Annotated in this window: 20 protein-coding genes; 14 read left to right on the top strand and 6 right to left on the bottom strand. The window is 70.9% G+C overall.

Annotated features, from left to right (window positions below):
- The first annotated feature begins 97 nt into the window (after positions 1-97).
- Positions 98-1,144 carry a ferrochelatase gene (hemH, locus tag M3T53_RS01445; protein WP_272432659.1) on the top strand — a complete coding sequence of 349 codons (1,047 nt, stop codon included), beginning with the start codon at positions 98-100 and terminating at the stop codon, positions 1,142-1,144.
- A gap of 113 nt (positions 1,145-1,257) precedes the next feature.
- Here the strand turns inward: hemH and M3T53_RS01440 are convergent, their stop codons facing one another.
- Complete coding sequence (locus M3T53_RS01440; RefSeq protein ID WP_272432658.1) at positions 1,258-1,710, bottom strand: MarR family winged helix-turn-helix transcriptional regulator; 453 nt, start codon at positions 1,708-1,710, stop codon at positions 1,258-1,260.
- Positions 1,707-1,967: a hypothetical protein gene (locus M3T53_RS01435; protein WP_272432657.1), complete on the bottom strand. Its 261-nt coding sequence runs from the start codon at positions 1,965-1,967 to the stop codon at positions 1,707-1,709. Before M3T53_RS01435 ends, M3T53_RS01440 begins: the two co-directional genes overlap by 4 nt.
- Before the next feature lie 362 nt (positions 1,968-2,329).
- Between M3T53_RS01435 and M3T53_RS01430 the strand changes: the two genes are divergently transcribed.
- Positions 2,330-2,647: a histone-like nucleoid-structuring protein Lsr2 gene (locus tag M3T53_RS01430; protein WP_272432656.1), complete on the top strand. Its 318-nt coding sequence runs from the start codon at positions 2,330-2,332 to the stop codon at positions 2,645-2,647.
- A gap of 175 nt (positions 2,648-2,822) precedes the next feature.
- Complete coding sequence (locus M3T53_RS01425; protein ID WP_272432655.1) at positions 2,823-3,560, top strand: phosphoglyceromutase; 738 nt, start codon at positions 2,823-2,825, stop codon at positions 3,558-3,560.
- 113 nt (positions 3,561-3,673) lie between these two features.
- Here the strand turns inward: M3T53_RS01425 and M3T53_RS01420 are convergent, their stop codons facing one another.
- Both M3T53_RS01420 and M3T53_RS01415 read right to left on the bottom strand, forming a co-directional pair.
- The gene (locus M3T53_RS01420) at positions 3,674-4,567 is read right to left on the bottom strand and encodes an ABC transporter permease (RefSeq protein ID WP_272432654.1); all 894 of its coding nucleotides are present in this window, start codon (positions 4,565-4,567) and stop codon (positions 3,674-3,676) included.
- The gene (locus tag M3T53_RS01415) at positions 4,564-5,475 is read right to left on the bottom strand and encodes an ABC transporter ATP-binding protein (RefSeq protein WP_272432653.1); all 912 of its coding nucleotides are present in this window, start codon (positions 5,473-5,475) and stop codon (positions 4,564-4,566) included. Before M3T53_RS01415 ends, M3T53_RS01420 begins: the two co-directional genes overlap by 4 nt.
- 551 nt (positions 5,476-6,026) lie before the next feature.
- Between M3T53_RS01415 and M3T53_RS01410 the strand changes: the two genes are divergently transcribed.
- The 5 genes from M3T53_RS01410 (at position 6,027) to M3T53_RS01390 (ending at position 10,854) form a co-directional block, all read left to right on the top strand.
- Positions 6,027-7,217, top strand: coding sequence for a sensor histidine kinase (locus M3T53_RS01410; RefSeq protein ID WP_272432652.1), 1,191 nt, complete (start codon positions 6,027-6,029; stop codon positions 7,215-7,217).
- Complete coding sequence (locus M3T53_RS01405; protein WP_272432651.1) at positions 7,214-7,906, top strand: response regulator transcription factor; 693 nt, start codon at positions 7,214-7,216, stop codon at positions 7,904-7,906. Before M3T53_RS01410 ends, M3T53_RS01405 begins: the two co-directional genes overlap by 4 nt.
- A gap of 132 nt (positions 7,907-8,038) precedes the next feature.
- Positions 8,039-8,563 carry a CarD family transcriptional regulator gene (locus M3T53_RS01400; protein ID WP_272432650.1) on the top strand — a complete coding sequence of 175 codons (525 nt, stop codon included), beginning with the start codon at positions 8,039-8,041 and terminating at the stop codon, positions 8,561-8,563.
- Between the two features lie 7 nt (positions 8,564-8,570).
- On the top strand, positions 8,571-9,338 hold the full coding sequence (locus tag M3T53_RS01395; protein ID WP_272432649.1) for an IspD/TarI family cytidylyltransferase: 768 nt from the start codon (positions 8,571-8,573) through the stop codon (positions 9,336-9,338).
- A gap of 148 nt (positions 9,339-9,486) precedes the next feature.
- On the top strand, positions 9,487-10,854 hold the full coding sequence (locus tag M3T53_RS01390; RefSeq protein WP_272432648.1) for an MFS transporter: 1,368 nt from the start codon (positions 9,487-9,489) through the stop codon (positions 10,852-10,854).
- Positions 10,855-11,081: 227 nt separating this feature from the next.
- On the opposite strand, the gene M3T53_RS01385 is transcribed toward M3T53_RS01390, so the two are convergent.
- Positions 11,082-11,738 (bottom strand): class I SAM-dependent methyltransferase, encoded by a 657-nt coding sequence (locus M3T53_RS01385; protein ID WP_272432647.1) that lies wholly within the window; start codon positions 11,736-11,738, stop codon positions 11,082-11,084.
- A gap of 202 nt (positions 11,739-11,940) precedes the next feature.
- Positions 11,941-12,450: a 2-C-methyl-D-erythritol 2,4-cyclodiphosphate synthase gene (ispF, locus tag M3T53_RS01380; RefSeq protein ID WP_272432646.1), complete on the bottom strand. Its 510-nt coding sequence runs from the start codon at positions 12,448-12,450 to the stop codon at positions 11,941-11,943.
- Between the two features lie 246 nt (positions 12,451-12,696).
- Here ispF and thrC point away from each other — a divergent pair, with 246 nt between their 5' ends.
- The 6 genes from thrC to casB all read left to right on the top strand — a co-directional run bounded on the left by thrC (position 12,697) and on the right by casB (position 22,921).
- On the top strand, positions 12,697-14,181 hold the full coding sequence (gene thrC / locus M3T53_RS01375) for a threonine synthase (protein WP_272432645.1): 1,485 nt from the start codon (positions 12,697-12,699) through the stop codon (positions 14,179-14,181).
- A gap of 123 nt (positions 14,182-14,304) precedes the next feature.
- Positions 14,305-15,756 carry a cysteine--tRNA ligase gene (gene cysS / locus M3T53_RS01370; protein WP_272432644.1) on the top strand — a complete coding sequence of 484 codons (1,452 nt, stop codon included), beginning with the start codon at positions 14,305-14,307 and terminating at the stop codon, positions 15,754-15,756.
- Between the two features lie 342 nt (positions 15,757-16,098).
- Complete coding sequence (gene rlmB, locus M3T53_RS01365) at positions 16,099-17,085, top strand: 23S rRNA (guanosine(2251)-2'-O)-methyltransferase RlmB (protein ID WP_272432643.1); 987 nt, start codon at positions 16,099-16,101, stop codon at positions 17,083-17,085.
- A gap of 495 nt (positions 17,086-17,580) precedes the next feature.
- Complete coding sequence (gene cas3, locus M3T53_RS01360; protein WP_442866912.1) at positions 17,581-20,568, top strand: CRISPR-associated helicase Cas3'; 2,988 nt, start codon at positions 17,581-17,583, stop codon at positions 20,566-20,568.
- Positions 20,565-22,235 carry a type I-E CRISPR-associated protein Cse1/CasA gene (gene casA, locus M3T53_RS01355; RefSeq protein ID WP_272432641.1) on the top strand — a complete coding sequence of 557 codons (1,671 nt, stop codon included), beginning with the start codon at positions 20,565-20,567 and terminating at the stop codon, positions 22,233-22,235. Before cas3 ends, casA begins: the two co-directional genes overlap by 4 nt.
- Positions 22,232-22,921, top strand: a complete 690-nt coding sequence (casB, locus tag M3T53_RS01350) for a type I-E CRISPR-associated protein Cse2/CasB (RefSeq protein ID WP_272432640.1) — start codon at positions 22,232-22,234, stop codon at positions 22,919-22,921. Before casA ends, casB begins: the two co-directional genes overlap by 4 nt.
- Positions 22,922-22,929: the final 8 nt, after the last annotated feature.

Raw genomic sequence — 22,929 nt, 5'->3', positions numbered from 1 at the left:
CGTCGCGGGGGAGGGGTCGCGGGCCCGATCGCTTGACGACAAAGCGTCACGAACAGGCCGGCGCCAACCCAGTAGCCTGTCCGTCATGACGGAATCGATGAGCGCGTCAGAAAACGACTGCCGCCGCAGCGCCCCGCCCGCGCGCGGGGACGGCGCGCAGCCCCCCGCCGTCGTCCTCGTCAACCTCGGCACCCCCGCCGCGCCGACGACCCGGGACGTGCGCGCCTACCTGCGCGAGTTCCTCTCCGACCGCCGCGTCATCGAGATGAGCCCGCTCCTGTGGCGGCCGATCCTCGAGGGGATCATCCTGCGGGTCCGCCCCGCCCGGACCGCCGAGAAGTACCGGACCGTGTGGATGGACGAGGGCTCCCCCCTCATGCACTACACGAGGAGCCAGGCCCGGCTCCTCCAGGACGCCCTCGGCGGCGCGGCCGTCGTCCGTCCCGCCATGCGCTACGGCGCCCCCAACCTCTTCGACGTCCTCGACGAGCTCTACGCCGCCGGGTGCCGCAGGGTCGTCGTCCTGCCCGCCTACCCCCAGTACTCGGCGACCACCGTCGCCTCGATCAACGACGTCGTCGCCCGTTGGCTCCAGCAGCGCCGCGATCATCTGGACCTGCGCCTCGCCCGCTCCTTCCCCGAATCGGCGACGTACATCGAGGCCCTGGCCACCGCCCTCGAGGCCCACTGGTCCGAGCACGGGCGGCCCGACTTCGCCGCCGGCGACCGGCTGCTCGCCTCCTACCACTCGATCCCCGTCGCCATGCACGAGGCGGGCGACCCCTACCGATCCGAATGCGAGGCCACCTCCCGCGCTCTCGCGGCCCGGCTCGGACTGCCCGCCGGCGCCCTCGAGACGACCTTCCAGTCGGTCTTCGGTCCGGCCCAGTGGCTCACCCCCGCGACCATCGACACCGTCGCCGCCCTCGGCGGGGCGGGGGCGGGCCGCGTCGACGTCGTCTGCCCAGGGTTCATGGCGGACTGCCTGGAGACCCTCGAGGAGATCGACCAGCTCAACCGCGAGACCTTCCACAAGGCCGGCGGGCGCGAGTTCCACTACATCCGGTGGGGCAACGACTCCCCGGGCGCGGTCGCCGCGCTCCTCGACGAGGCCAGGCGCGCCCTCGCCGGCTGGATCGACTGACCGCGCGCCCCGGCGCCGCCCCGTGCCCCCGCGGGCGCCCTCCCGACGTCGCGGCGCCGAGGCCCGCGCCATCCGCCGTCCAGGGGGTCGGCCGCGACTCCCGGACGGCGCCCTCAGTCCTCGTCGAGCCGGCCGGCGATCCGCGTGAACACCCGGTTGAGGACCCTGATCTCCTCGTCGCTCAGGCCGGCGAGGGCGTAGCGGCGGATCACCGCGCGCTGGACCTCGGCGGCGGCCCGGTAGGCCCGCTCCCCGTCGTCGGTCAGCCGGACGATGCCCCCGCGCCCGTCGCCCTGGCAGGAGGTCCGGACGACGTGCCCGCGTTCGACGAGGCGGCGGATCGTGTGCGTCAGGCGCGAGGGGCTGAAGACGACCTCGCGCGCGAGCGCCGACGGTCGGATCCCCTCCGACCCGGCCCGGTGGACCTGGAGGAGGACGTTGTACTCCGGCAGGCTCACCGAGCACTCCGCCTTGAGAGCGGCCTCGATGGCCGTCGACAGGCGGGCCGTCGTCGTGAAGTAGGCCTCCCAGGCGCGTCCTCGCGCGTCGGCTGCCAGCTCGGTCATCGTCGTCCTCCGGGGAGGGTCTCGAGGTCGGAGCATCCGGGATGCTCGCTGACGAGGGGGCCGGTGACCCGGCGGGCGAGGGGTCGGATGCGGGTCGTTCGTGTCCCGACAGCGGAGAGGGGCGCGGGGGAGCGGCCGGCCGGGGATTCGCGGACGGCCTCGGCGGGGCGGGCCGTCGATGAGTGCGCGGGGGCGCCGTCGTCGTTGAGGGCGCTTCCGGTGGTGGGATGGCAGACGCTGATGAGTCCGAAGTGCATGTCAGTCCTGCGGGTCGGGATCGATGAATAAATTTACAACTTTCAACTAAGTGGTGTCAATCGTTTCGCGCCGATCCGCGCGGTCGGCGGGGCGCTCCCGCTAACGGGGCCGTCTCCAGGGGCGGCGCTCATCCCTCGACGCGGGATTCTTTTCCGCGACGGGCGCGAATCGGCGAATGGAATCGTCGAATCCGTGCGACGGGTTATTCGGCGAGAATCCCGCATGATAATAGTGATCGCTCACACGAATGATATCGAGTGCGCCCTTCTTGAATTCCTCTCGTTCCTCCATTAGCGTTCGATACGGAAGTCAATGGGGAAGAAGAATTCGCGCCAGTCGAATTCCAGAAGAAAGGATTCCCATGAAGAAGACCCGCGTCGAGCTCGTCGACGACATCGACGGGACCATCGCCGCTCGCACCGTTTCCTTCGCCTTCGACGGAGTGAGCTACGAGATCGATCTGTCGGAGGAGAACATCTCCGAATTCCGCGACGCCCTCGGGCGCTGGATCGACGCCGGCCGCCGCACCGGAGGCCGCGCCGTTCGCAGCCGCAAGGCCTCCTCGGCGATCGATTCTGGCAAGATCCGCGAATGGGCACGGGCCAACGGCATCGAGGTCTCCGACCGTGGCCGCATCCCCGCCGAGATCGTCGAGAAGTACACCGCGGCCACTAAGTGAGCGAGTGAATTCCAGGGGTTCTCGGACGAGAACCCCTCCCCGACTCGGGCGCCCGGAGAATCCGGGCGCCCGAGTCGAGTCTTATTCGTCGGCGCGCCGACGATGGTGATCGGCCGCACTCCGATCGTCCCGCGCGATCGTGACAAGCCCCTCGGGTCGATGGAACAATGGGGGCATGACATACACACTGGTGCTGCTCCGCCACGGCGAGAGCGATTGGAACGCGAAGAACCTCTTCACCGGCTGGGTCGACGTGCCCCTGTCGGACAAGGGCCGGGCCGAGGCCGTCCACGGCGGCGAGCTCCTCAAGGAGGCGGGCGTCCTGCCCGACCTCCTCTTCACCTCGATGCTGCGCCGCGCGATCATGACGGCCAACCTCGCCCTCGACGCCGCCGATCGCCACTGGATCCCCGTCCAGCGCGACTGGCGCCTCAACGAGCGCCACTACGGCGCCCTCCAGGGCAAGAACAAGAAGGAGATCCGCGACGAGTACGGCGAGGATCAGTTCATGCAGTGGCGCCGCTCCTACGACGTGCCGCCGCCCGCGATCGAGGCCGGATCGGAGTTCTCCCAGGACGCCGACCCGCGCTACGCCGGTGAGCCGATCCCCGCGACCGAGTGCCTCAAGGACGTCCTCGAGCGCCTCCTGCCCTACTGGGAGTCGACGATCGTCCCGGCCATCACCACCGGCAAGACCGTGATGATCGCCGCGCACGGCAACTCGCTGCGCGCCATCGTCAAGCACCTCGACGGCATCTCCGACGACGAGATCGCCGGCGTCAACATCCCCACCGGCATCCCGCTCGTCTACGAGCTCGACGAGGAGACCCTCGCGCCCGTCAAGAAGGGCGGCACCTACCTCGATCCCGAGGCGGAGGCGAAGATCGCCGCCGTCGCCAACCAGGGCAAGTGATCTGATCCGGGACGGCCTCCCGGGATGTGAGAAGGCTCCGAGGATCGTGGTCCTCGGAGCCTTCTCGCGCCTGCCGTCTCGTCGACCCGCAGACCCGCGGGCCGACGAAGGGCTCAGGCGGCGTCGCGCCTGGAGAAGACCGCCCACGCGACGACCAGCGGGATGATCGCCCACGCGGCGAAGATCCACACGGCCTGCGCATGGGTGAGGAACTGCGCCGGATCGGCGTCCGCCCACGTGTGCGCGAGCGAGAACGGGTCGGCGACGGCCGAGGCCACGTTGCCGGGCAGCACCTGAGCGATCTTGGTGGCCCAGTCCCATTTGACCGCCGCGACGCTCAGCGGGATCGTCAGGACGAAGAGGAGGACGGCGATCGCCGTCACGGCTCCGGCGGTCGAGCGCAGGAGGAATCCGAGGGCCGAGGACATCAGGGAGATCCCGGCGTAGGACAGCGCGGTGCCCCACACGTAGCCGAGGTACTCGGGGTCGGTCAGGCCGATCGCGTGCTCGCCGAGGAAGGGGAAGGAGATCCCCCAGGCGATGAGGATGGAGGCGGCTCCCAGGAGGAAGGCCCATGCGGCGCCGACGAGGGACTTGCCGAGGAGGACCCGCGTCCGCTTGGGGGTCGCGGCCAGGGTCGAGCGGATCTGGCCCGAGGAGTACTCGCCGGTGACGATGAGGGCGCCGAGGACCGCGACGACGAGCTGGCCGAAGATCGACCCGGCGGCGATCATGTGGGGGGCCTCGGCGGAGCCTCCATCGAAGGAGGCCAAAGCGATGGTCATTCCCGCGCCGAAGGCGACGGTGATCGCGACGGTCGCCAGGCTCGTCACCCATGTCGAGCGCAGGGAGCGCAGCTTGATCCATTCGGCGCGGACCGCGCGCCACGGGGTCTGCCGTCCGGCGATCGTCCGGCGGCGGGCCGTGGACCAGGCGAAGGGGGAATCGGTCGTCATGGGGGTCTCCTGCGGGTGCTGGTCGGTTCGGGGGGCGGTGGGGGCGTTCATCGGGCGCCCGCCTGGGTGTACTCGACCTCGTCGTGGGTCAGGGCCATGTAGGCCTCCTCGAGGGAGGCGCGGATCGTCACGAGTTCGTGGAGGGCGATGCCCGCCCCGGCTGCGAGGTCGCCGATCCGCTCGGCGGTGGCGCTCGTGGTGATGAGGGAGCCGTCCTCGCCGGGCCCGGCCTCGATGCCATGGGAGGCGAGGAGGGCGCGCAGCTCCTGGGGGCGGGGGGTGCGCAGGCGCACGGAGTCGGAGGTCGTCGCCGCGATGACCTCGTCGACGGGGCCGGAGGCGATGATCCTCCCGCGCCCGATGACGAGGAGCTGATCGGCGGTCTGGGCCATCTCGCTCATCAGGTGCGAGGAGATGAAGACGGTGCGGCCCTCGTCGGCCAGGCGCCGGCAGGTCTGGCGGACCCAGCGCACGCCGTCGGGGTCGAGGCCGTTGACGGGCTCGTCGAAGATCAGGGTCTGGGGGTCGCCGATGAGGGCCGCGGCGATCCCCAGGCGCTGGCCCATGCCGAGGCTGAATCCCTTGACGGGCTTCTTGGCGACCGACGTCAGGCCGGTCAGCTCGAGGACCTCGTCGACGCGCGTCAGGGGGATGCCGTTGGAGACGGCGAGTTGGACGAGGTGGGCGCGGGCCGAGCGCGATCCGTGAACGCCCTTCGCGTCGAGGAGCGCGCCGACCTCGCACAGGGGGGCGGCGAGGTCGCGGTAGGGCTTGCCGTTGACGGTGACGCTGCCCGAGGTCGGGGCGTCGAGTCCCATGATCATGCGCATCGTCGTCGACTTGCCGGCCCCGTTGGGTCCGAGGAATCCGGTGACGGTGCCCGGTTCGATGGTGAAGGAGACGTCGTCGACGGCGGTCGTCGATCCGTATCTCTTGGTCAGTGCGTGGGCCTCGATCATCGGGGCTCCTTCCTCTGTCTGTATCGGTGTGTTAATACAGTGACATAGGAGGAGTGATTGTGTCAAATCATTAATACAGTCGTCGTCCTCTCACGGATTCCGCGCGTGCGCCCGCAGTTCACGCGCGATCCCCGTTTCCCGTCGCGCCACGGTCCGACGCGATCGCGGGGCGGAGCCGCTGCGCCGGGAGGCGCCGGGGCCCACCGGACGATGCCGCGCCCCTCGCAAGTGGCCCTCCAGGCCCCCGGTCCCCGCGCCCGTCGCCCGGGCGCCGACGACGAACACGACCCGATGGGCCACCGACACCGCATGACCCCGAACCTCTCGAGCAAGCGCGCGACCAGCGTCAGATCGACGATCTGCCGACGCGTCAGACCGACCGACCCGTCGACCGCCAGGCGCAGCGCCCGGGTCCGCAGCTCGTCGAGGACGCCGTCGGTCTCCTGGAACAGCCCGACGGCTCAGATCCTGATCGACGATCAGGAGGCGCTCCAGCCGCGATCCTCGCCGCAGCCCCGGGCGCGCTCCCGCCGGCCCACTAGGGTGGAGGCGTGCCCGAGATCGTCACGCTCATCATCGTCGCCGCCCTCGGCGTCGTCGTCGGAGCCGTCGGCGTCGGCGCCTACCGCGTCTCCCAACGCCAGATGAGCGAGGCCCCGCCCCGGAACGACGCCGACGAGCAGGGGCTGAGCCCCGACGCCCTCGCGATCCTCTCCGCCCTGCCGCACATCTCCCTCGTCCTCGACGCGGACCGGACCATCATGCGCGCCGACGCCGCCGCCTACGCCAAGGGCCTGGCCCGGGGGAGGTCCCTCGATCACGAGCGCCTCATCGGCCTCGTCGACCGGGTCGGCGAATCCGGCACCGCCATCACCGAGGACCTCGAACTGCCCCGCTCCAGCGTCGACGACGCCGCGCTCCTCGACTTCCGCATCCGCGTCGCCCCCCTGCCCAAGGGCCGATCCCTGATCCTCGTCGAGGACCGGACGATCCAACGGCGCAACGAGGAGAGCCGGCGCGACTTCACCGCCAACGTCTCCCACGAGCTCAAAACCCCCGTCGGGGCCGTCCGCCTCCTCGCCGAGACCATCGCCGCCAACCCCGACGACGCCGGGGCCGTCGCCCACTTCGCCCCCAAGCTCGTCAGCGAGGCCGACCGCCTCTCCCACCTCGTCACCGACATCATCGACCTGTCCCGCCTCGAAGCCCCCGACCCCCTGGCCGCCGCCCGGCGCGTCGACATCGACGAGGTCGTCTCCAGCGCCCTCGACCGCGAAACCACCCCCGCGGCGGCGGCCGACATCGACCTTGTCCGCCCGTCCGCCCCCAGCCGAGCCCGGGTGTGGGGCGACCGCGACATGCTCGTCACCGCCGTGCGCAACCTCGTCGACAACGCGATCCGCTACTCGCCGCCCGGCTCGTGCGTCGGCATCGACGTCCAGGCCGACGAGGACGTCGTGCGGATCAGCGTCGTCGACTCCGGCGTCGGCATCTCCGCCGAGGAGCAGGAGAGGATCTTCGAGCGCTTCTACCGCGTCGACCCCGCCCGCTCGCGCAACACCGGCGGGACCGGCCTGGGGCTGTCCATCGTCAAGCACATCGCCTCCGACCACGGCGGAGCCGTCGCCGTCTGGTCGAGCCCCGGACGAGGATCGACCTTCACCCTCGTCCTGCCCCTCGTCGACATCGGGGCCCCCGCCCACGACGCCCCCCTCGCCCCCGGAAGGAGCGACCAGCCATGACCGCCATCCTCATCGTCGAGGACGAGGACGCCTACCGGGAGTCCCTCGCCTACAACCTGCGCAAGGAGGGCTTCGACGTCGGCGAGGCCGCGGACGGGGAGACCGGCCTGGTCATGGCCCGCAGCGGCGACTACGACCTCGTGCTCCTCGACCTCATGCTCCCGGGCATCTCCGGCACCGAGGTGTGCCGGCGCCTGCGCCCCGCCCACGACGTCCCCGTCATCATGGTGACCGCCAAGGACGAGGTTGTCGACCGCATCGTCGGCCTCGAACTGGGCGCGGACGACTACGTCTCCAAGCCCTACTCGTTCCGCGAGCTCCTCGCCCGCATCCACGCCGTCCTGCGCAGGCGGGGGACCGCCCCCCTCATCGACGACGATGTGGACGTCCACGAGGTCGGCGCGGTGCGCCTGTCCGTCGACCGCCACGAGGTCAGCGTCGACGGGCGGCCGGTGGCGATGCCCCTGCGCGAGTTCGAGCTCCTCGAATACCTCGCCCGCAACCCCGACCGGGTCCTCACCCGCTCCCAGCTCATGGACCGGGTGTGGGGGCCCGGGTACATCGGCGACACGAAGACCCTCGACGTCCACGTCAAGCGCCTGCGCGCCAAGATCGAGCCCGACCCCTCCCGCCCGGTCCGCCTCGTCACCGTCCGCGGCGTCGGCTACAAGCTCGTCTCCCACGAGTAGGCGCCGGGCCGCCGTCCCCCGACCTCTCCCGCGCACAGGAGGCCGGAACGGCTCTGAACCCGGCCCGAGGGCGTTTGCGCCGCGGATGATAGACTTGGGGCCGCTATCGGCTTAAATGCAGGGAGAGTCTCCATGTCCTTCGAAATCGGCCAGACCGTCGTCTACCCGCACCACGGTGCCGCCACCATCGAAGAGATCTCGACCCGCACGATCCGCGGCGAGGAGAAGACCTACCTCACTCTGCGCGTCAACCAGGGCGACCTGACGATCCAGGTGCCCGCCGACAACGTCGACCTCGTCGGCGTGCGCGACGTCGTCGACGAGGACGGCCTCGAAGAGGTCCTGTCCGTCCTGCGCGCCCCCTACATCGAGGAGCCGACGAACTGGTCGCGCCGCTACAAGGCCAACCAGGAGAAGATCGCCACCGGCGACATCGTCAAGGTCTCCGAGGTCGTCCGCGACCTCACCCGTCGTGACGACCAGAAGAAGCTCTCCACCGGCGAGAAGCGGATGCTCACCAAGGCCCGCCAGATCCTCACCTCCGAACTGGCCCTCGCCCGCGGCATCGACAAGGCCGCCGCCGCCGCGCGCCTCGACGCCGTCCTCGAGGAGGGCCGTGTCGACGACCCCGAATCCGACGCCGCCCCCGCCCAGTGACCCGGCCATGAGCCCCTCCCCCCTGGCCGTCCTCACCGCCGCCGGATCGGGGACCCGCCTCGGGTGCGACGGCCCCAAGGCCCTCGTCAACGTCGCCGGCGCCCCCATGGTCCTGCGCGCCGCGCGCGCACTGGCGGCAGCCGGCGTCCGGGGGATCGTCGTCACCGCCCCCGCCGACCGGCTCGACGCCTTCCGCGCCCTCTTCCCCGACGAGCGCCTCCCCGGCGGGGACGCAGCCCGCGTCCGCGTCGTCGCCGGCTCGCCCCGCTCCCGCCAGGCCTCGGTCGCCCTCGGCTGCCGGGCCCTCGACGCGCTCGCCCGAGAACTCGGCGAGGAACTGACCGACGACACGACCGTCCTCGTCCACGACGCCGCCCGCTGCCTCACCCCCGTCGACGCGATCCGCCGGGTCGTCGACGCCGTCGTCCCCGCACGGCCCGCCGTCGTCCCCGCGATCCCCGTCGTCGACACCCTCGCGCGCATCGACCCCGACCTCGCCGCGGACGGCCCCCGGCCGATCCTCGGGCCCGCCGACCGCCGCGAGCTCATCGCCGTCCAAACGCCCCAGGGATTCTCCTGGCGGGTCCTGCGCCGCGCCCACGAGGCCGGAGCCGGGCGCTCCGTATCGGACGCGACCGCGGCCACCGACGACGCGGGCCTCGTCGCCGCCCTGGGGATCCGGGTCGAAGCCGTCGCCGGCGACCCCCTCGCCCTCAAAGTGACGACCCCCCTCGACCTCGATCTGGCGACCCTCCTGGCCGACCGGGCCCGCTGACCGGCGCGCCCGGTCCGGGATCGCGAGGGCCGTAAAGGTCGTTAAAAAGTCGAAACACTCCGGTGCAATGGGATCTGGTCACGGGGGCGTGATAGTTTCTCGACGGACTCGCGCCCGCGGGTCTGCCGCGGCCATGTCAGGAGCAGGAATGTCCACCACCCCGGCCGTCGCCCCCGAGCAGGGGCGCCCCAAGATCCTCACCCGCCCGATCCTCGAATGGGCCCTGTGGGACTGGGGGTCGGCGGCGTTCAACGCCGTCGCCACGACTTTCGTCTTCTCCGTCTACCTCACCGGCACCGACCGCTTCGCCCCCGGGGACGAGGCCTCCGTCCACCTGACCACCGGGATGACGGTCGCCGGCATCCTCATCGCCGTCCTCGCCCCCATCACCGGCCAGCGCGCCGACCGGCGCGGCAAGGGCGGCGTCTGGCTCGGATGGTTCACCGGCATGGTCGTCCTGTGCTGCGCGGCGATGTTCTTCGTCGCCCCCGACTCTCCGCTGGGCCGCTCGGGCGCCATGTGGCTCGGCATCGGCCTGCTCGGCCTGGGCAACGTCTTCTTCGAGTTCGCCTCCGTCAACTACAACGCGATGCTCAACCACCTGACGACCAAGGAGAACATGGGGCGGGTCTCCGGGCTCGGATGGGGCGCCGGCTATGTCGGCGGCATCGTCCTCCTCCTGATCCTCTACATCGGGCTCATCGGCCCCAACCTCTTCGGCGTGCCCACGGACAACGGCCTAACGGTCCGCGTCTCCATGGTCATCGCCGCCGCGTGGTTCGCCCTGTCGGCCGCGCCAGTCGTCCTGCGCCCGCCCAAACCCGCCGTCGTTCACACGGGCTCCGACGAGCACGAATCCCTCCTCGACTCCTACCGCCTCCTGTGGGGAACGGTGAAGTCCCTCTACCGCGACGCCCCCCAGACCCTGTTCTTCCTCATCGCCTCCGCGGTGTTCCGCGACGGGCTCGCCGGCGTCTTCACCTTCGGCGCGATCCTCGCGGGCACGGCCTTCGGCTTCTCCTCCGGGGACGTCCTGATCTTCGCCATCGCCGCGAACGTCGTCGCCGGCCTGGCCACGGTCGGCTTCGGGGCCCTCGACGACCGCTTCGGACCCAAGAAGGTCATCATCGTCTCCCTCGTCGCCATGGTCGCCTCGGGGATGGGGGTGTTCCTCCTGCACGACCGGGGGCCCGTCGTCTTCTGGAGCCTGGGCCTCGTCCTGTGCGTCTTCGTCGGGCCGACCCAGTCGGCGTCGCGCTCCTTCCTCGGGCGCATGATCCCCAAGGGCCGCGAGGGGGAGGTCTACGGCCTCTACGCGACGACCGGCCGAGCAGTGTCCTTCCTCGCGCCGGCCATGTACGGCCTGTTCCTGCGGATCGGCGAGTCCGTCACCCCCGCCGGCCAGGACTTCACGTACTGGGGGATCCTCGGGATCATCCTCATCCTGCTCGCCGGTCTGCTCCTCACCCTGCCCGTCAAGGCCCACCGGGCCCACCTCGATCACCTCGGGGAGTGACGCGGGGCCGATCCGCTCAGCGGGACCGGTCCCCGGGGCCCGATGGGGTCCTCCCGCGAAGGACCACTCCTCCCCGGACCCCGGGCGCCCGGGGGTCGGGCCTTCGAGATCGACCCGCTCGCCGCCGCCCCTGGGCGTCGGACCCCCGGGCGCCCGCCGCCAGCCCATATTCGGCACCCCCGCACCGCTCCCGCTCACCCCGGACCCCGGTGCGGGGGTCCGCGGGATCACCGCGTCGGCGAGACGAGGACGAGGAGCGCGTCGGCCCGCCGCCCGGCCCCGTGCTCGGCGGTCGCCGGGATGTCGACCCAGTGGTCCTCCGCCATCTCCACCTCCCACGACGCGTCGACGAAGTCGAGGGCGGCGAGCAGCTCCTCCGCCCGGTAGGTCGTCCCATGGTGGCCGCGCCACGGCGGATTGACGGCGTGGGTGGCGACCGCCAGCCTCCCGCCGGGCGCGAGCCGGCGCGCCTGGAGGGCCAACAGTCCCGGTAGGGAGTCTCCGTCGGGGCCTCCGTGGACGAAGAAGACGGTCACCGCGTCGAAGAGCCCCTCGATCGGCGCCGAGAAGGCGTCGCCGACGACGCCCGCGACGCGCCCGCCCACCCCCTGAGCATCCGCCGCCTCCATGAGACGGCGGATCGCCGTCGGCGAGAAGTCCACGCCCACCCCGGTCCAGCCGTGATGGGCGAACCACAGGAGGTCGTCCCCCTCCCCGCAGCCGATGTCGAGGACCCTGCCGGGCTCCCACGCGGCGGCCATCCGGTCGAGCCACGTGTTCGAGCGTCCCGACCACAGTCGATCCGTCGTCGAGTAGCGCTCCTCCCAGCGCTCGGCCGCGGAAACGGGGGAGGAGGGGCAGATCGGGCGATTCGCGTCAGTCATGCGAGCACCTTAGACCACCCCGATCCCGCCGACCTGGGAGGACGCGGACAGGGGAGCGGACCGGTGACGGGCCTCCCCGGATCGCTGGGACGGGCCTCGCCGGGACGTCGGGCGCTGCTGCGGGTGAGGACCGGATCCGAGAACTGAGGGCCCGCCCCGTCACCGGGGCGAGCTCTGGAGGAGCCCCGATCCGCTCGGCGATTCAGGCGCGCACGACGAGGGCGACCGCGGACGCGGCCAGCCCCTCGGAGCGCCCGGTGAACCCCAGGCCGTCCGAGGTCGTCGCCGACACCTGGACCGGGGCGCCGACGACCTGCGACATGCGCGCGCACGCCTCGGGCAGGCGAGCCCGCATCCGGGGGCGGTTCCCCACCACCTGGACGGTCGCGTTGCCGACCCGCCACCCGGCCTCGGTGGCCATCCGCACGACCTCGCGCAGGAACTCCTCGCCCGAGGCCCCGGCCCACTCGGGCCGCGACGTGCCGAACACCGAGCCCATCTCGCCCAGGCCCGTCGCCGCGAGGATCGCATCGCACACGGCGTGCGCGGCGACGTCCCCGTCGGAGTGGCCCTCCAGAGGAGTCTCGCCGGGCCAGGCCAGGCAGGCGAGCATGAGGGTCTTGTCCCGGGCGACCTGCGGGTCCGTGGTGAAGGCGTGGACGTCGACGGCCTGGCCGATGCGGAAGGGGACTGGGGAGTTCGCTTCGCTCATGCGCCCAGGGTAGGGGAGTCCCGATCGACGAGGACGCAGGCCCGGCCCCGTCGAGGGCGACGATTCCGATCCCGGTCCGATGAGAGTCCGGCTCGTTTCGGAGGACGAGCCCGAATCGCGGGAATGACGAACGAGCGCGAGGTGGCCTCCCGCGCCTGTTCGCCACCCCCGAAGTCGACGGGCCAAAACCGCCGAAGCCCGGCGGACGCCTCGGCCCCGCGATCGGGGCGCCGATAGAATCGGTTCGTGCGCTACATCTCGACCCGCCGCCGCCCCGACGACGCCCCCCGCCGCTTCTGCGACATCCTCCTGACGGGCCTCGCCCCAGACGGCGGCCTCTACCTGCCCGAGGAGTACCCGAGGCTCGGCGCCGACGCCCTCGCCCGCGCCCGCCGCACCCTCGACGAGGACGGCTACGCGGCGCTCGCGGCCGACATCCTCGCGCTCTACATCGACGACATCCCCGCCGACGACCTCGCCGGCATCTGCGCGCGCGCCTACAGCGCCCCCGCCTTCGAGGACCCCCGGATCGTCCCCGTCACCCCCCTGGCCGGGGCCACCGACACCCACGGGCGCCCCGCCGACCTGCGCCTCGCCCGCCTGTCCGGGGGGCCGACCGCCGCCTTCAAGGACATGGCGATGCAACTGCTCGGGGAGCTCTTCGACTACGAGCTCGCCCGCCGCGGCGACTGGCTGACCATCGTCGGCGCCACCTCCGGCGACACCGGGTCGGCCGCCGAGTACGCGCTGCGCGGACGCGAGGGCCTCGGAGTCGTCATGCTCACCCCCGCCGGGCGGATGACCCCCTTCCAGCGCGCCCAGATGTTCTCCCTCCTCGACGACAACATCGTCAACGTCGCCGTCGACGGCGTCTTCGACGACTGCCAGGACCTCGTCAAAGCCGTCAACATGGACGCCGAGTTCAAAGAGCGCTGGCACATCGGCGCCGTCAACTCCATCAACTGGGCGCGCCTGCTCGCCCAAGTCGTCTACTACGTCGCCACCTGGATCCGCGCGACGAACTCCGACGACGAACGGGTCAACGTCGTCGTCCCCTCGGGCAACTTCGGCAACATCTGCGCCGCCCACATCGCCCGATCGATGGGCGTGCCGCTGGGGGCGCTCATCGTCGCGACCAACGAGAACGACGTCCTCGACGAATTCTTCCGCACCGGCGTCTACCGGGTCCGCTCGGCCGCCGACACCCTGGCGACCTCGTCGCCGTCGATGGACATCTCCAAGGCGTCGAACTTCGAGCGCTTCGTCTTCGACCTGCTCGGCCGCGACGGGCGGCGCACCGCCGATCTGTTCGGCGCCGCCCTCGGCGACGACGGGGCCTTCGACCTGTCGGGCTCCCCCGAATTCGCCCGCATCCGCGACGACTACGGCTTCGCGTCCGGGTCGTCGACCCACGCCGACCGGCTCGCCGAGATCGCCCGCACCCTCGACGAATCCGGGGAGCTCATCGACCCGCACACCGCCGACGGCGTCCACGTGGCGCGCGAATGGGCCCCGAGGCTCGACGGCCCGGTCGTCGTCATGGAGACCGCCCTGCCCGTCAAGTTCGCCCGGACCATCGCCGAGGCCACCGGGAGCCCCGCGCCCGTGCCCGCGCGCTTCGCCGGCATCGAGGACGGCGAGCAGCGCGTCGTCGACCTGCCGTGCGACGTCGACGCCCTCAAGGACCTCATCGTCGAGAGGATCCGCCCGGGTCGCCGACACGACGGATGAGAGGCTAACCGCCCGCCCCGCCCCGCTCGTCGGCCCTCCCGCTCCACCGCCTCACGACGACCGGCCCCGCCCCCGCGCGCCCACCGGGCCGCGCCGTCCTCGGCCATCGGTAGGATCGACGCCATGACGCTGCACCTGCACGACTCCAAGACGGCCCGCCTCCAGCCCCTCGACCCCGTCGTCCCCGGACGGGTCGGCATCTACCTGTGCGGCGCCACCGTCCAGGGCTCGCCCCACGTCGGGCACCTGCGCGCCGCCGTCGCCTTCGACGCCCTCGTGCGCTGGCTGCGCCGCACCGGCCTCGACGTCGCCTACGTCCGCAACATCACCGACATCGACGACAAGATCCTCACCAAGTCCGCCCAGGCCGACGCCCCCTGGTGGGCCTGGGCCTACCGCTTCGAACGAGAATTCACCGACGCCTACCGGACCCTCGGCGTACTCCCCCCCACCTACGAGCCACGCGCCACCGGCCACATCCCCGACCAGATCGACCTCGTCCGACGCCTCGTCGACCGGGGGCGCGCCTACGCCGACGGACGCGGCAACGTCTACTTCGACGTGCGCTCCCAAGCCGACTACGGGTCGCTGACGCGCCAGCGCCTCGACGACATGCGCACCACCGAGGACGAGGCCCAGATCGACGCCGCCGTCGAGGCCGGCAAACGCGACCCCCGCGACTTCGCCCTGTGGAAGGCCGCCAAACCCGGAGAGCCCGCCACCGCCTCGTGGGAGTCCCCCTGGGGCGCCGGCCGGCCCGGCTGGCACCTCGAATGCTCGGCGATGAGCCGGCGCTACCTGGGCGACGAGTTCGACATCCACGGCGGAGGCATCGACCTGCGCTTCCCCCACCACGAGAACGAGCAGGCCCAGTCGCACGGCGCCGGCTGGGGGTTCGCCCGCCTGTGGGTCCACAACGCGTGGGTGACGACCAAGGGCGAGAAGATGTCGAAGTCCCTCGGCAACGTCCTGTCCATCGGGGCCCTCACCGACGAGCACCCCGCCGCCGCCGTCCGCTGGGCCCTGTCCACCGTCCACCACCGCTCGGCCATCGAATGGGCGCCCGAGACCCTGCCGGCGGCCGCCGCCGCATGGGCGAAGTTCTCCGGCTTCGTCGAGCGGGCCATCGGGGTCGCCGGGGAGGCCGGGGCCGACGAGATCCTGCTCGGGCCCGACGCCCTGCCCGAGGGCTTCGTCGCCGCGATGAACGACGACCTCAACGTCGCCGGGGCCCTGGCCGTCGCCCACGAGCACCTCAAGACCGGCAATACGGCGATCGCCGAGGGGGACGCGGCCGCGGTGCGCCGCGAGCAGGTCCTCGTCCGCTCGATGCTCGACGTCCTCGGCCTCGACCCCGCCTCGCCGCAGTGGCGCTCCTGCCTGGGCGCAGGCGGCGGCGCCGGCTCGGCCGAGCACGACGCCCTCGACGCCCTCGTCCAGGCGCTCATCTCCGAACGAGCCGAAGCGCGCGCCGCGAAGGACTGGGCGCGTGCGGACGCCCTGCGAGACCGCCTGACCGCCGCCGGCATCGCCGTCGCTGACGGGCGCGACGGGGCCAGCTGGCACCTCGGGTGACCGGGGCTGGTCTGGCCGGGACGAGGCTTAGTCCGGTCAGGCCGGGGAATGATCGGCTGGGGCTGGTCCGCCAGCCCCCTCGCGGCCGGGCGGGAGGTGCTGCCGGCGCGGGTCAGACGCGCGCCGCCTGATGCCGGCGTGGACGACCCGGCCACGCGGGAACGACGGAGAACGGGGGAAGGGGGCGCCGCCCTCGTGAATCGAGTCGCATGCCGACGCCGGACGGGGGGCAAACCCCCGCCCGACCGGTAGGCTGACGGGCGGGCGCCGGGATCGACCCGCAGATCGGCGCGCCCCCGCGGCCGAGGCCGCCCCACCCGACTCCGACGTAAGGGGAACACCATGGCCGGAAACTCCGGACGCCGCGGAGCCGTGCGCAAAGCCGGCTCGAAGAAGGGCGCCCAGGTGGGCACCGGCGGGCACTCGCGCCGCCGCCTCGAGGGCAAGGGCCCGACCCCCAAGGCCGAGGACCGCACCTACCACCCCGCCCACAAGCGCAAGGTCGCGCGCGAGAAGCGCGAGGAGCAGGAGGCCGCCATCGCCCGGGCGCGGGCGAGGACCTCGATCAAGATCCCCGCCGGGCACGAGCTCATCGCCGGTCGCAACCCCGTCGCCGAGGCGGTCCGCGCGAACGTCCCCGTCGAGCGGGTGTTCGTCCTCGACACCGTCAAGGACGACCGCGTCGAGGAGGTCATCCGCCTGGCGGCCGGCATGGGCGCCCCCGTCCTGGAAGTCACCCGCCGCGACCTCGACGTCGCCACCGACGGGGCCGTCCACCAGGGGGTCGCCATCGAGGTGCCCGGCTACGAGTACGCCCACGTCGACGACCTCATCGCCGACTCCCTCCAGCAGATCGGCGAGCCCCTCCTCGTCGCCCTCGACCAGGTGACCGACCCGCACAACCTCGGCGCGGTGCTGCGCAGCGCGGGGGCGTTCGGGGCCGACGGCGTCATCGTCCCGGAACGGCGCAGCGCGGGGGTCACCACGACCGCGTGGAAGGTGTCGGCGGGCGCGGCCGCCCGGGTGCCGGTCGCGAGGGCGACGAACCTCGTGCGGGCGCTGGAGGACTGCAAGAGGGCCGGTTTCTTCGTCGTCGGCCTCGACGGCGGGGGAGATGCGGATCTGCGCGGCCTGCCGCTGGCGACGGGGCCCCTGGTCGTCGTCACGGGGGCCGAGGGCGCGGGATTGTCTCGCCTGGTGCGCGAGACCTGCGACCAGGTCGTGTCGATCCCGATCTCGTCTCGCGTCGAGTCGCTGAATGCGGCCGTGGCGACCGGCATCGCCCTGTACGAGGTGGCGTCCGTTCGCGCCAGCGCGGAGGCGCAGTAGTAGCAGAGGCGGCAGTGGAGTCGGAGTGAGGGTCCGGGCAATTCGCGGGCGCCGGCGACTTGCGCGACGGGGTGGGTCCGGGCGCGCGAGGGTCCGGGCGCAGGGCCGCGTGCGAGCCGGGCTTCCCTGGAATGCGGTTTCCCCGGAAAACGAATTTTTGGCCCTGTTTTTGGTGGGAAATGTTCGTTTTCGGGGGAAATGAGGGGAAGGGCGGGGGAGCCGCGGCGCGGGGTATCCGTGTCGGCACGGGGTATCCTGATGGCGCGCCCCGGTTCCCGGGGATGAACCGATTGAGGACATCGGAATGGTTGTCGCAACAGCCGTGTTCCCCGTTCGCACGGGGGTCTGCCTCTCGTTCATGCCGTTGAGTATATATCAATATACATTGATGATATTGGAGTTGTTAGTAAGAGGGTTAGAAACTCTTGCGTCAGGGTTCTTCCTGTGCTCTAATGATTGTGCTGCCAGTCACCATTTACGGGAAGGGGGCGTGCGGTGGCGCGTGAACGATCAGGGGAGGCCATCAGGGGACGGCGGAAGCCCCTCGGAGAGCTCCGGTTCCTCCCTCCCCAGAGCGATCTGACCGACTCCGAACTGTCGGAACGGACGCGATCCTTCTGGGCCAAGAGCGGCAGGAGGAATCCGGAGGAGTGGCTCTCGGTCCCCCAGCACCTGATGGACGCCTGCGATGTTGCAGGACGATTGTTCGACGACTACGCCTCCCCGCATCAGCGGCGCCTCATGGCCTCCGTATGGAAGGGGGACGAGGGCGCGGCCCGCGCGATGCTCGGTTTCCTCGCAGGCCTGCATGATGCGGGCAAAATCAGCCTCGAGTTCTCCTGCCAGGTGCCCTCGCTCGCCCAGTTCATCCGCGACCACGGCATCGACGTGCCCCATTGGCGCGACATCCCCGACAGGGGCCAGCTCCCCCACGGCTTCGTCACGCACTTCGCCCTCGTCGACGCGATCGCCGCCGGCGGCGGGGACCGCCGCAGAGCCGAGCAGTGGGCGGCGATCGCAGGAGTCCACCACGGACGCTACCCGAATCCGGCGATCATGGACACCGCCAGGCGCATGTACAACATCGGTCCGGGATGCGCCTCCGAAGAGCCCGAATGGGCCCGGGCCCGCGGCGAGGTCATCGAATGGATGGCCAGGAGAACGGGATTCCCCCTCGTATCCGAGAAGCCGACGGCCCTCCCGGAGCTGCCGGTCGCAGTGGCCGCCGCCTACGCCTCCCTCGTCGTCATGTCGGACTGGCTGGCCTCGAACGAGCAACTGTTCCCCCTGCTGCATCAGGAGCGCCGGCACGAGTCCATGTCCCCGGGCGCTCAACGGGAGAGAATCGAGGCCGGCTGGGCGAAAGCTCGGATCCCCGCCCCACTGCGGCTCAGCGAGGAGCGCGAGAGCGATATCGCCCGCCGCTACCGGCGCCGCTTCGAATGGAACGAAGGGATCTCCCCGACCCGCGCGCAGATCAGGGCCGTGCAGATCGCCGAGGCCGAGGATCCGGATCTGATGATCGTCGAGGCGCCCACCGGCTCCGGCAAGACCGAGCTGGCGTTCCTCGTCGCCGAGGCCATGATCCGCCGGCGCGGCCTCCAGGGGGTGATGATCGCCCTGCCGACCCAGGCGACGACGGACGCGATGTTCTCCAGGGCGCGGCGATGGTTGACGAATCTGCTCGGCGAGGAGCCCCAGGCGCTCGGCATCCACCTCGCGCACGGGAAGAACGACCTCAACGAAGACTTCGTCCGCATGCTCGACGATGTCGGTGACCCCGTGCAGATCTGCGACGAGAACGGGTCCGGCTTGTACGCGAGCAAGTGGATGGCGGCGCGATGGCGGGCGACGCTGTCCCCGGTGGTCATCGGGACCATCGATCACGTCCTCCTCGCAGCGCTCAAATCCCGGCACGTCCTCATGCGGCATCTGGGCCTCATGGGCAAGGTCGTCGTCATCGACGAGGCGCACGCGGCGGACGACTACATGGAGACCTACCTGGAGTCGGCCCTCACGTGGCTCGGAATGTACGGGGTCCCGGTCGTCCTCCTGTCGGCGACCCTTCCATCCGACCGGCGCCGAGCCCTGGTGGCCGCCTATCGTCGAGGGCGGGCAGGCGGGACTCGCGCCGACGACGTCGGCCTCGACGGGGACATCGGCTACCCGGTCATCACGACGGTCGGCGATGAAGGGCGAACGGTGCGCAGCGAAGCCGTCCCGGGCGGGGGGACTCACGTCCGCAAGAGGATCGTCCCCCTGGACGCGCCTGACGCCGGGGCTCTTGCGGATTTCATCGACGGGCGCCTCGATGAAGGAGGATGCGCGGCGGTCATTCGCAACACCGTCAAGGAGGCGCAGGAGACGTACCGGGCGATGGCCGAGCGCTTCGGGGAGGACTCCCTCACGCTCCTCCATTCGCGGTTCCTGGCCTGCGACCGGGCGGCGAAGGACCGGCTGATGCTCCGCATGTTCGGGAAGAGCCCGGAGGGCAGGCCGCGTCGCCATGTGGTCGTCGCGACGCAGGTGATCGAGCAGAGCCTGGACGTCGATTTCGATCTCATGGTGACCGACCCGGCCCCGATGGACCTGATCCTGCAAAGAATCGGACGGCTCCACCGACACAGCGGCAGAGCCCGTCCCCCGGGGCTGGAGGAGGCCGAGTGCTTCGTCCTCGTCGAGAACGCGGAATCGACGCCGTGGGGGTACAGCCGCGGATCCAAGGTCGTTTACCGGGACCATCGCATCCTGAGAACACTGGCGATCCTCAGCGAACACTCCCAGGGCCTCGTCGTCGCCGCGCCCGAGGACTGCTCGGCGCTCACTCAACGCGCCTACTCGGAGGACCCCGTCGCGGACGGCTCGTGGAGTACCGCTCTGGCCGAAGCCGCCGAGGCGGAGAGGGCCGCGGTGAACAAGTCTCGAGACAAAGCATCCCAATGGTCCCTCGACAGCCCCTCCTTGCCCGCATGGAAGGGCGATGCCCTCTTGGGGTCTTTCGAGGGGAATCTCGCGACCGGAGAAGAGGAGCAGCCGATGAGGGGCGTCGTCGCCCGAGCGGCCGTTCGAGACGCGGAGGACCAGATCCCGGTGATCGTCATCCCGATCGACCCGGCGCTCGGCGGAGTCGCCACGGGGCTGCCGTGGCGGAGCGCTCCCGGAGAACCGGTCATGCTGGACACGAGCGTGTGGCCCGACGCCGAGGCGACGAGGGAGATCCGCTCATGGAGCCTGTCCCTTCCGCCGTGGCAGTTCACGAACCGCGATGAGGATGTGGACGAGGCCATCACCGCAGTTGCCCGTGCCCTCTGGGACGATGAGCGGGTCAGGCAATGGGGCTTTCTGGACCATCCCCTCCTCAAGGGGGAACTGGTCCTGCCGATGATCAAAACCGATGAGCACTCGGATGCGTTGGAGGCCGAGGTGCGGGGACGACGACTCGTGTACACGAATCACCGAGGATTGGAGGTGCAGGACCTGTGAGCGAACCCGACTACAACCTGCTGGACGAGCGGTGGATCCCGGTTCTGCTGTCGGACGGCGCAGTGGAACGGATGGGAATACGAGAGGCGTTCTCCCGGGCGGCCGAGATCGTCGATCTCGCCTGCGAGCTGCCGAGCCAGAGGATCGCCATCGAGCGCATCCTCCTGGCGATCTGCTACCGGGTCATCGACGTGCCCGACCTCGACACCTGGATGGCACTGTGGGACTCCGGCGTCCCCGAAGAGCCCATCCAGGAATACCTCGACCGTTGGGAGGACAGGTTCTTCCTCTTCGGGGGCCGTCGGCCCTTCATGCAGGCCCCGGGCCTGCGCACCGCGAAGGACTCGGTCTCCGGACTGGAGAAGATCGTCGCGGATGTCCCCAACGGGGAGCCGTTCTTCACGATGCGCACCGGCGCCGCCCTCGAAACGATCCCCCCCGATGAGGCGGCGATCTGGTTGATCCACGCCCACGCCTTCGACCCTGCCGGCATCCGATCGGGCGCCGCGGACGATCCCGAGGTCAAAGGCGGCAAGGGCTACCCGATCGGGCCGTCGTGGACCGGGCAGCTCGGCCTCGTCTGGCTCAAAGGCGGGACCCTCGACGAATCCCTCATCCTCAACCTCGTCGCCGCCGACCACGGCTCGCTCCGAGGCCCGGCGAGCACCGGCCCCCTCGGCGCGTGCTCGTGGGAGTCCGATGACATCGAAACGGGCATCCGGCGAGACTACAGCCCGGAGGGGAACCCCGATCCCGACGGGTACGCGGTGTCCCGCCTCCTGACATGGCACTCCCGTCGAGTGCGCCTGGTTGGCGACCGCAGCGGCGTGACGGGTGTGGTCCTCGCCCAAGGGGACAAACTCGGCCCGCAGAACATGCAGCGATACGAGCCGATGAGCCTGTGGAGGTACTCGTCGCCGCAATCGAAGAAGTTCGCCTCGCCGACCTACATGCCGAGGAAGCACGAGCCCGGGCGCGCCTTCTGGCGGGCCCTGCCGGGCGTCCTCCCCTTCGTCCAACAGGTGACCGGCCCCGATCGGCAATCCCACACGGCCTTCCTCCCGAGCGAGACGATCCAATTCCACAAGACGCTCGACTCGTCCACGGCGCCGACGGAATACCCGGTTCGCATCCGAGTCGAAGCCGTCGGGATGGCCTACGGGTCGAACGAGTCGGTGATCGACGACATCTACCACGACGAGGTGACGATGGCCACCGCCCTGCTCCAGGAGAAGAACACGAACCTCTATCAACTCGTCGTCGAGCAAGTCGAGGCGACCGAATCCGCGGCCCAGGCGATCGGGCTCCTCGCCGCGAACATCTCCCGGGCCTGCGGGGAGCGCGGCGACGGAGCCGGCGACGGGGCCCGTGACCGGGCGAAGACCCGTTACTTCGCCCTCGTCGACGATCCCTTCCGCGTCTGGCTCTCTCGCCTCGAATCCGGGAGCAGGATCTCCGCCGAGCGCGCCGCCTGGAGGCGCGAGATCCGTCGCCTCGCCCTGATGCTGGCCGACGAACTCCTCGACCAGGCTCCCCCCACCGCGATCAACGGGCGCGACACCGGCATGACCTTCATGAGCACCGCGAAAGCGGAAAACATCTTCAGAAAAGCCTTGAACGCGATCGCGCCGATCGAGCACCGCGAACAGAAAGGAGAGCAGGAATGACCACAGCACCTCGTGCAGAGCAGGCGGATCCCCCGCGCGATCTCGCGCGCGCCGAGGACGTCAGGACCAGAACCCTCTCGGCGATCTCACGGCTGCGTGGCCCCTCCCCCGCAGCCGTGGCCGGACGGGCCCACCTCAGATCCGCTGTCGGCAAGGAGGTCGGTTCCGTCCCCGCGATCTGGTCCCTCACCCTCGAATCAGGGTCGGAGAAACTCCTCGGCAACGAACCGACCCGAGGGGAGAAGGCAGTGCACCTAGCGTTGACGCTGTGGGCGCTCCACCAGGGGTCCCACGACACCCCGATGCACTTCACCAGCCCCCGGGGGGCCACGATCGGATCATCCGTCAGGAGACTCGCAGTGGCCGGAGCCCCCGACGGGCAGGGACCCGAGACCCACCCGGTGTACCGGCGCCTGTGCGCGATGATCGCTGCGCAGACCTTCACCGCCCTCGCGATCCAGGCGCGAGGCCTCATCCACCTGCTGAGCTCCGCAGACATTCACGTCGATTACGGGCGGCTCGCCTCGGACTTCTACCAGTGGCAGGACCCCCGACTCCGATCCCGCATCATCCGCCAATGGGGACGCGACTTCGCAAGAACCCCCCGATCAGACCGGGAAACCCCGACTCCGCCCCTCCCGGACGACGGCCCCGCAGCCCCCTCATACTCCGACTCCTCCCACTGAAAGGCCCA

The sequence above is a fragment of the Actinomyces sp. B33 genome (assembly GCF_028437565.1).
In the GTDB taxonomy this organism is placed as follows: Bacteria; Actinomycetota; Actinomycetes; order Actinomycetales; family Actinomycetaceae; genus Pauljensenia.
The sequence above is the reverse complement of the archived record's forward strand: the minus strand, read 5'-3'. Positions and strand labels throughout refer to the sequence as shown.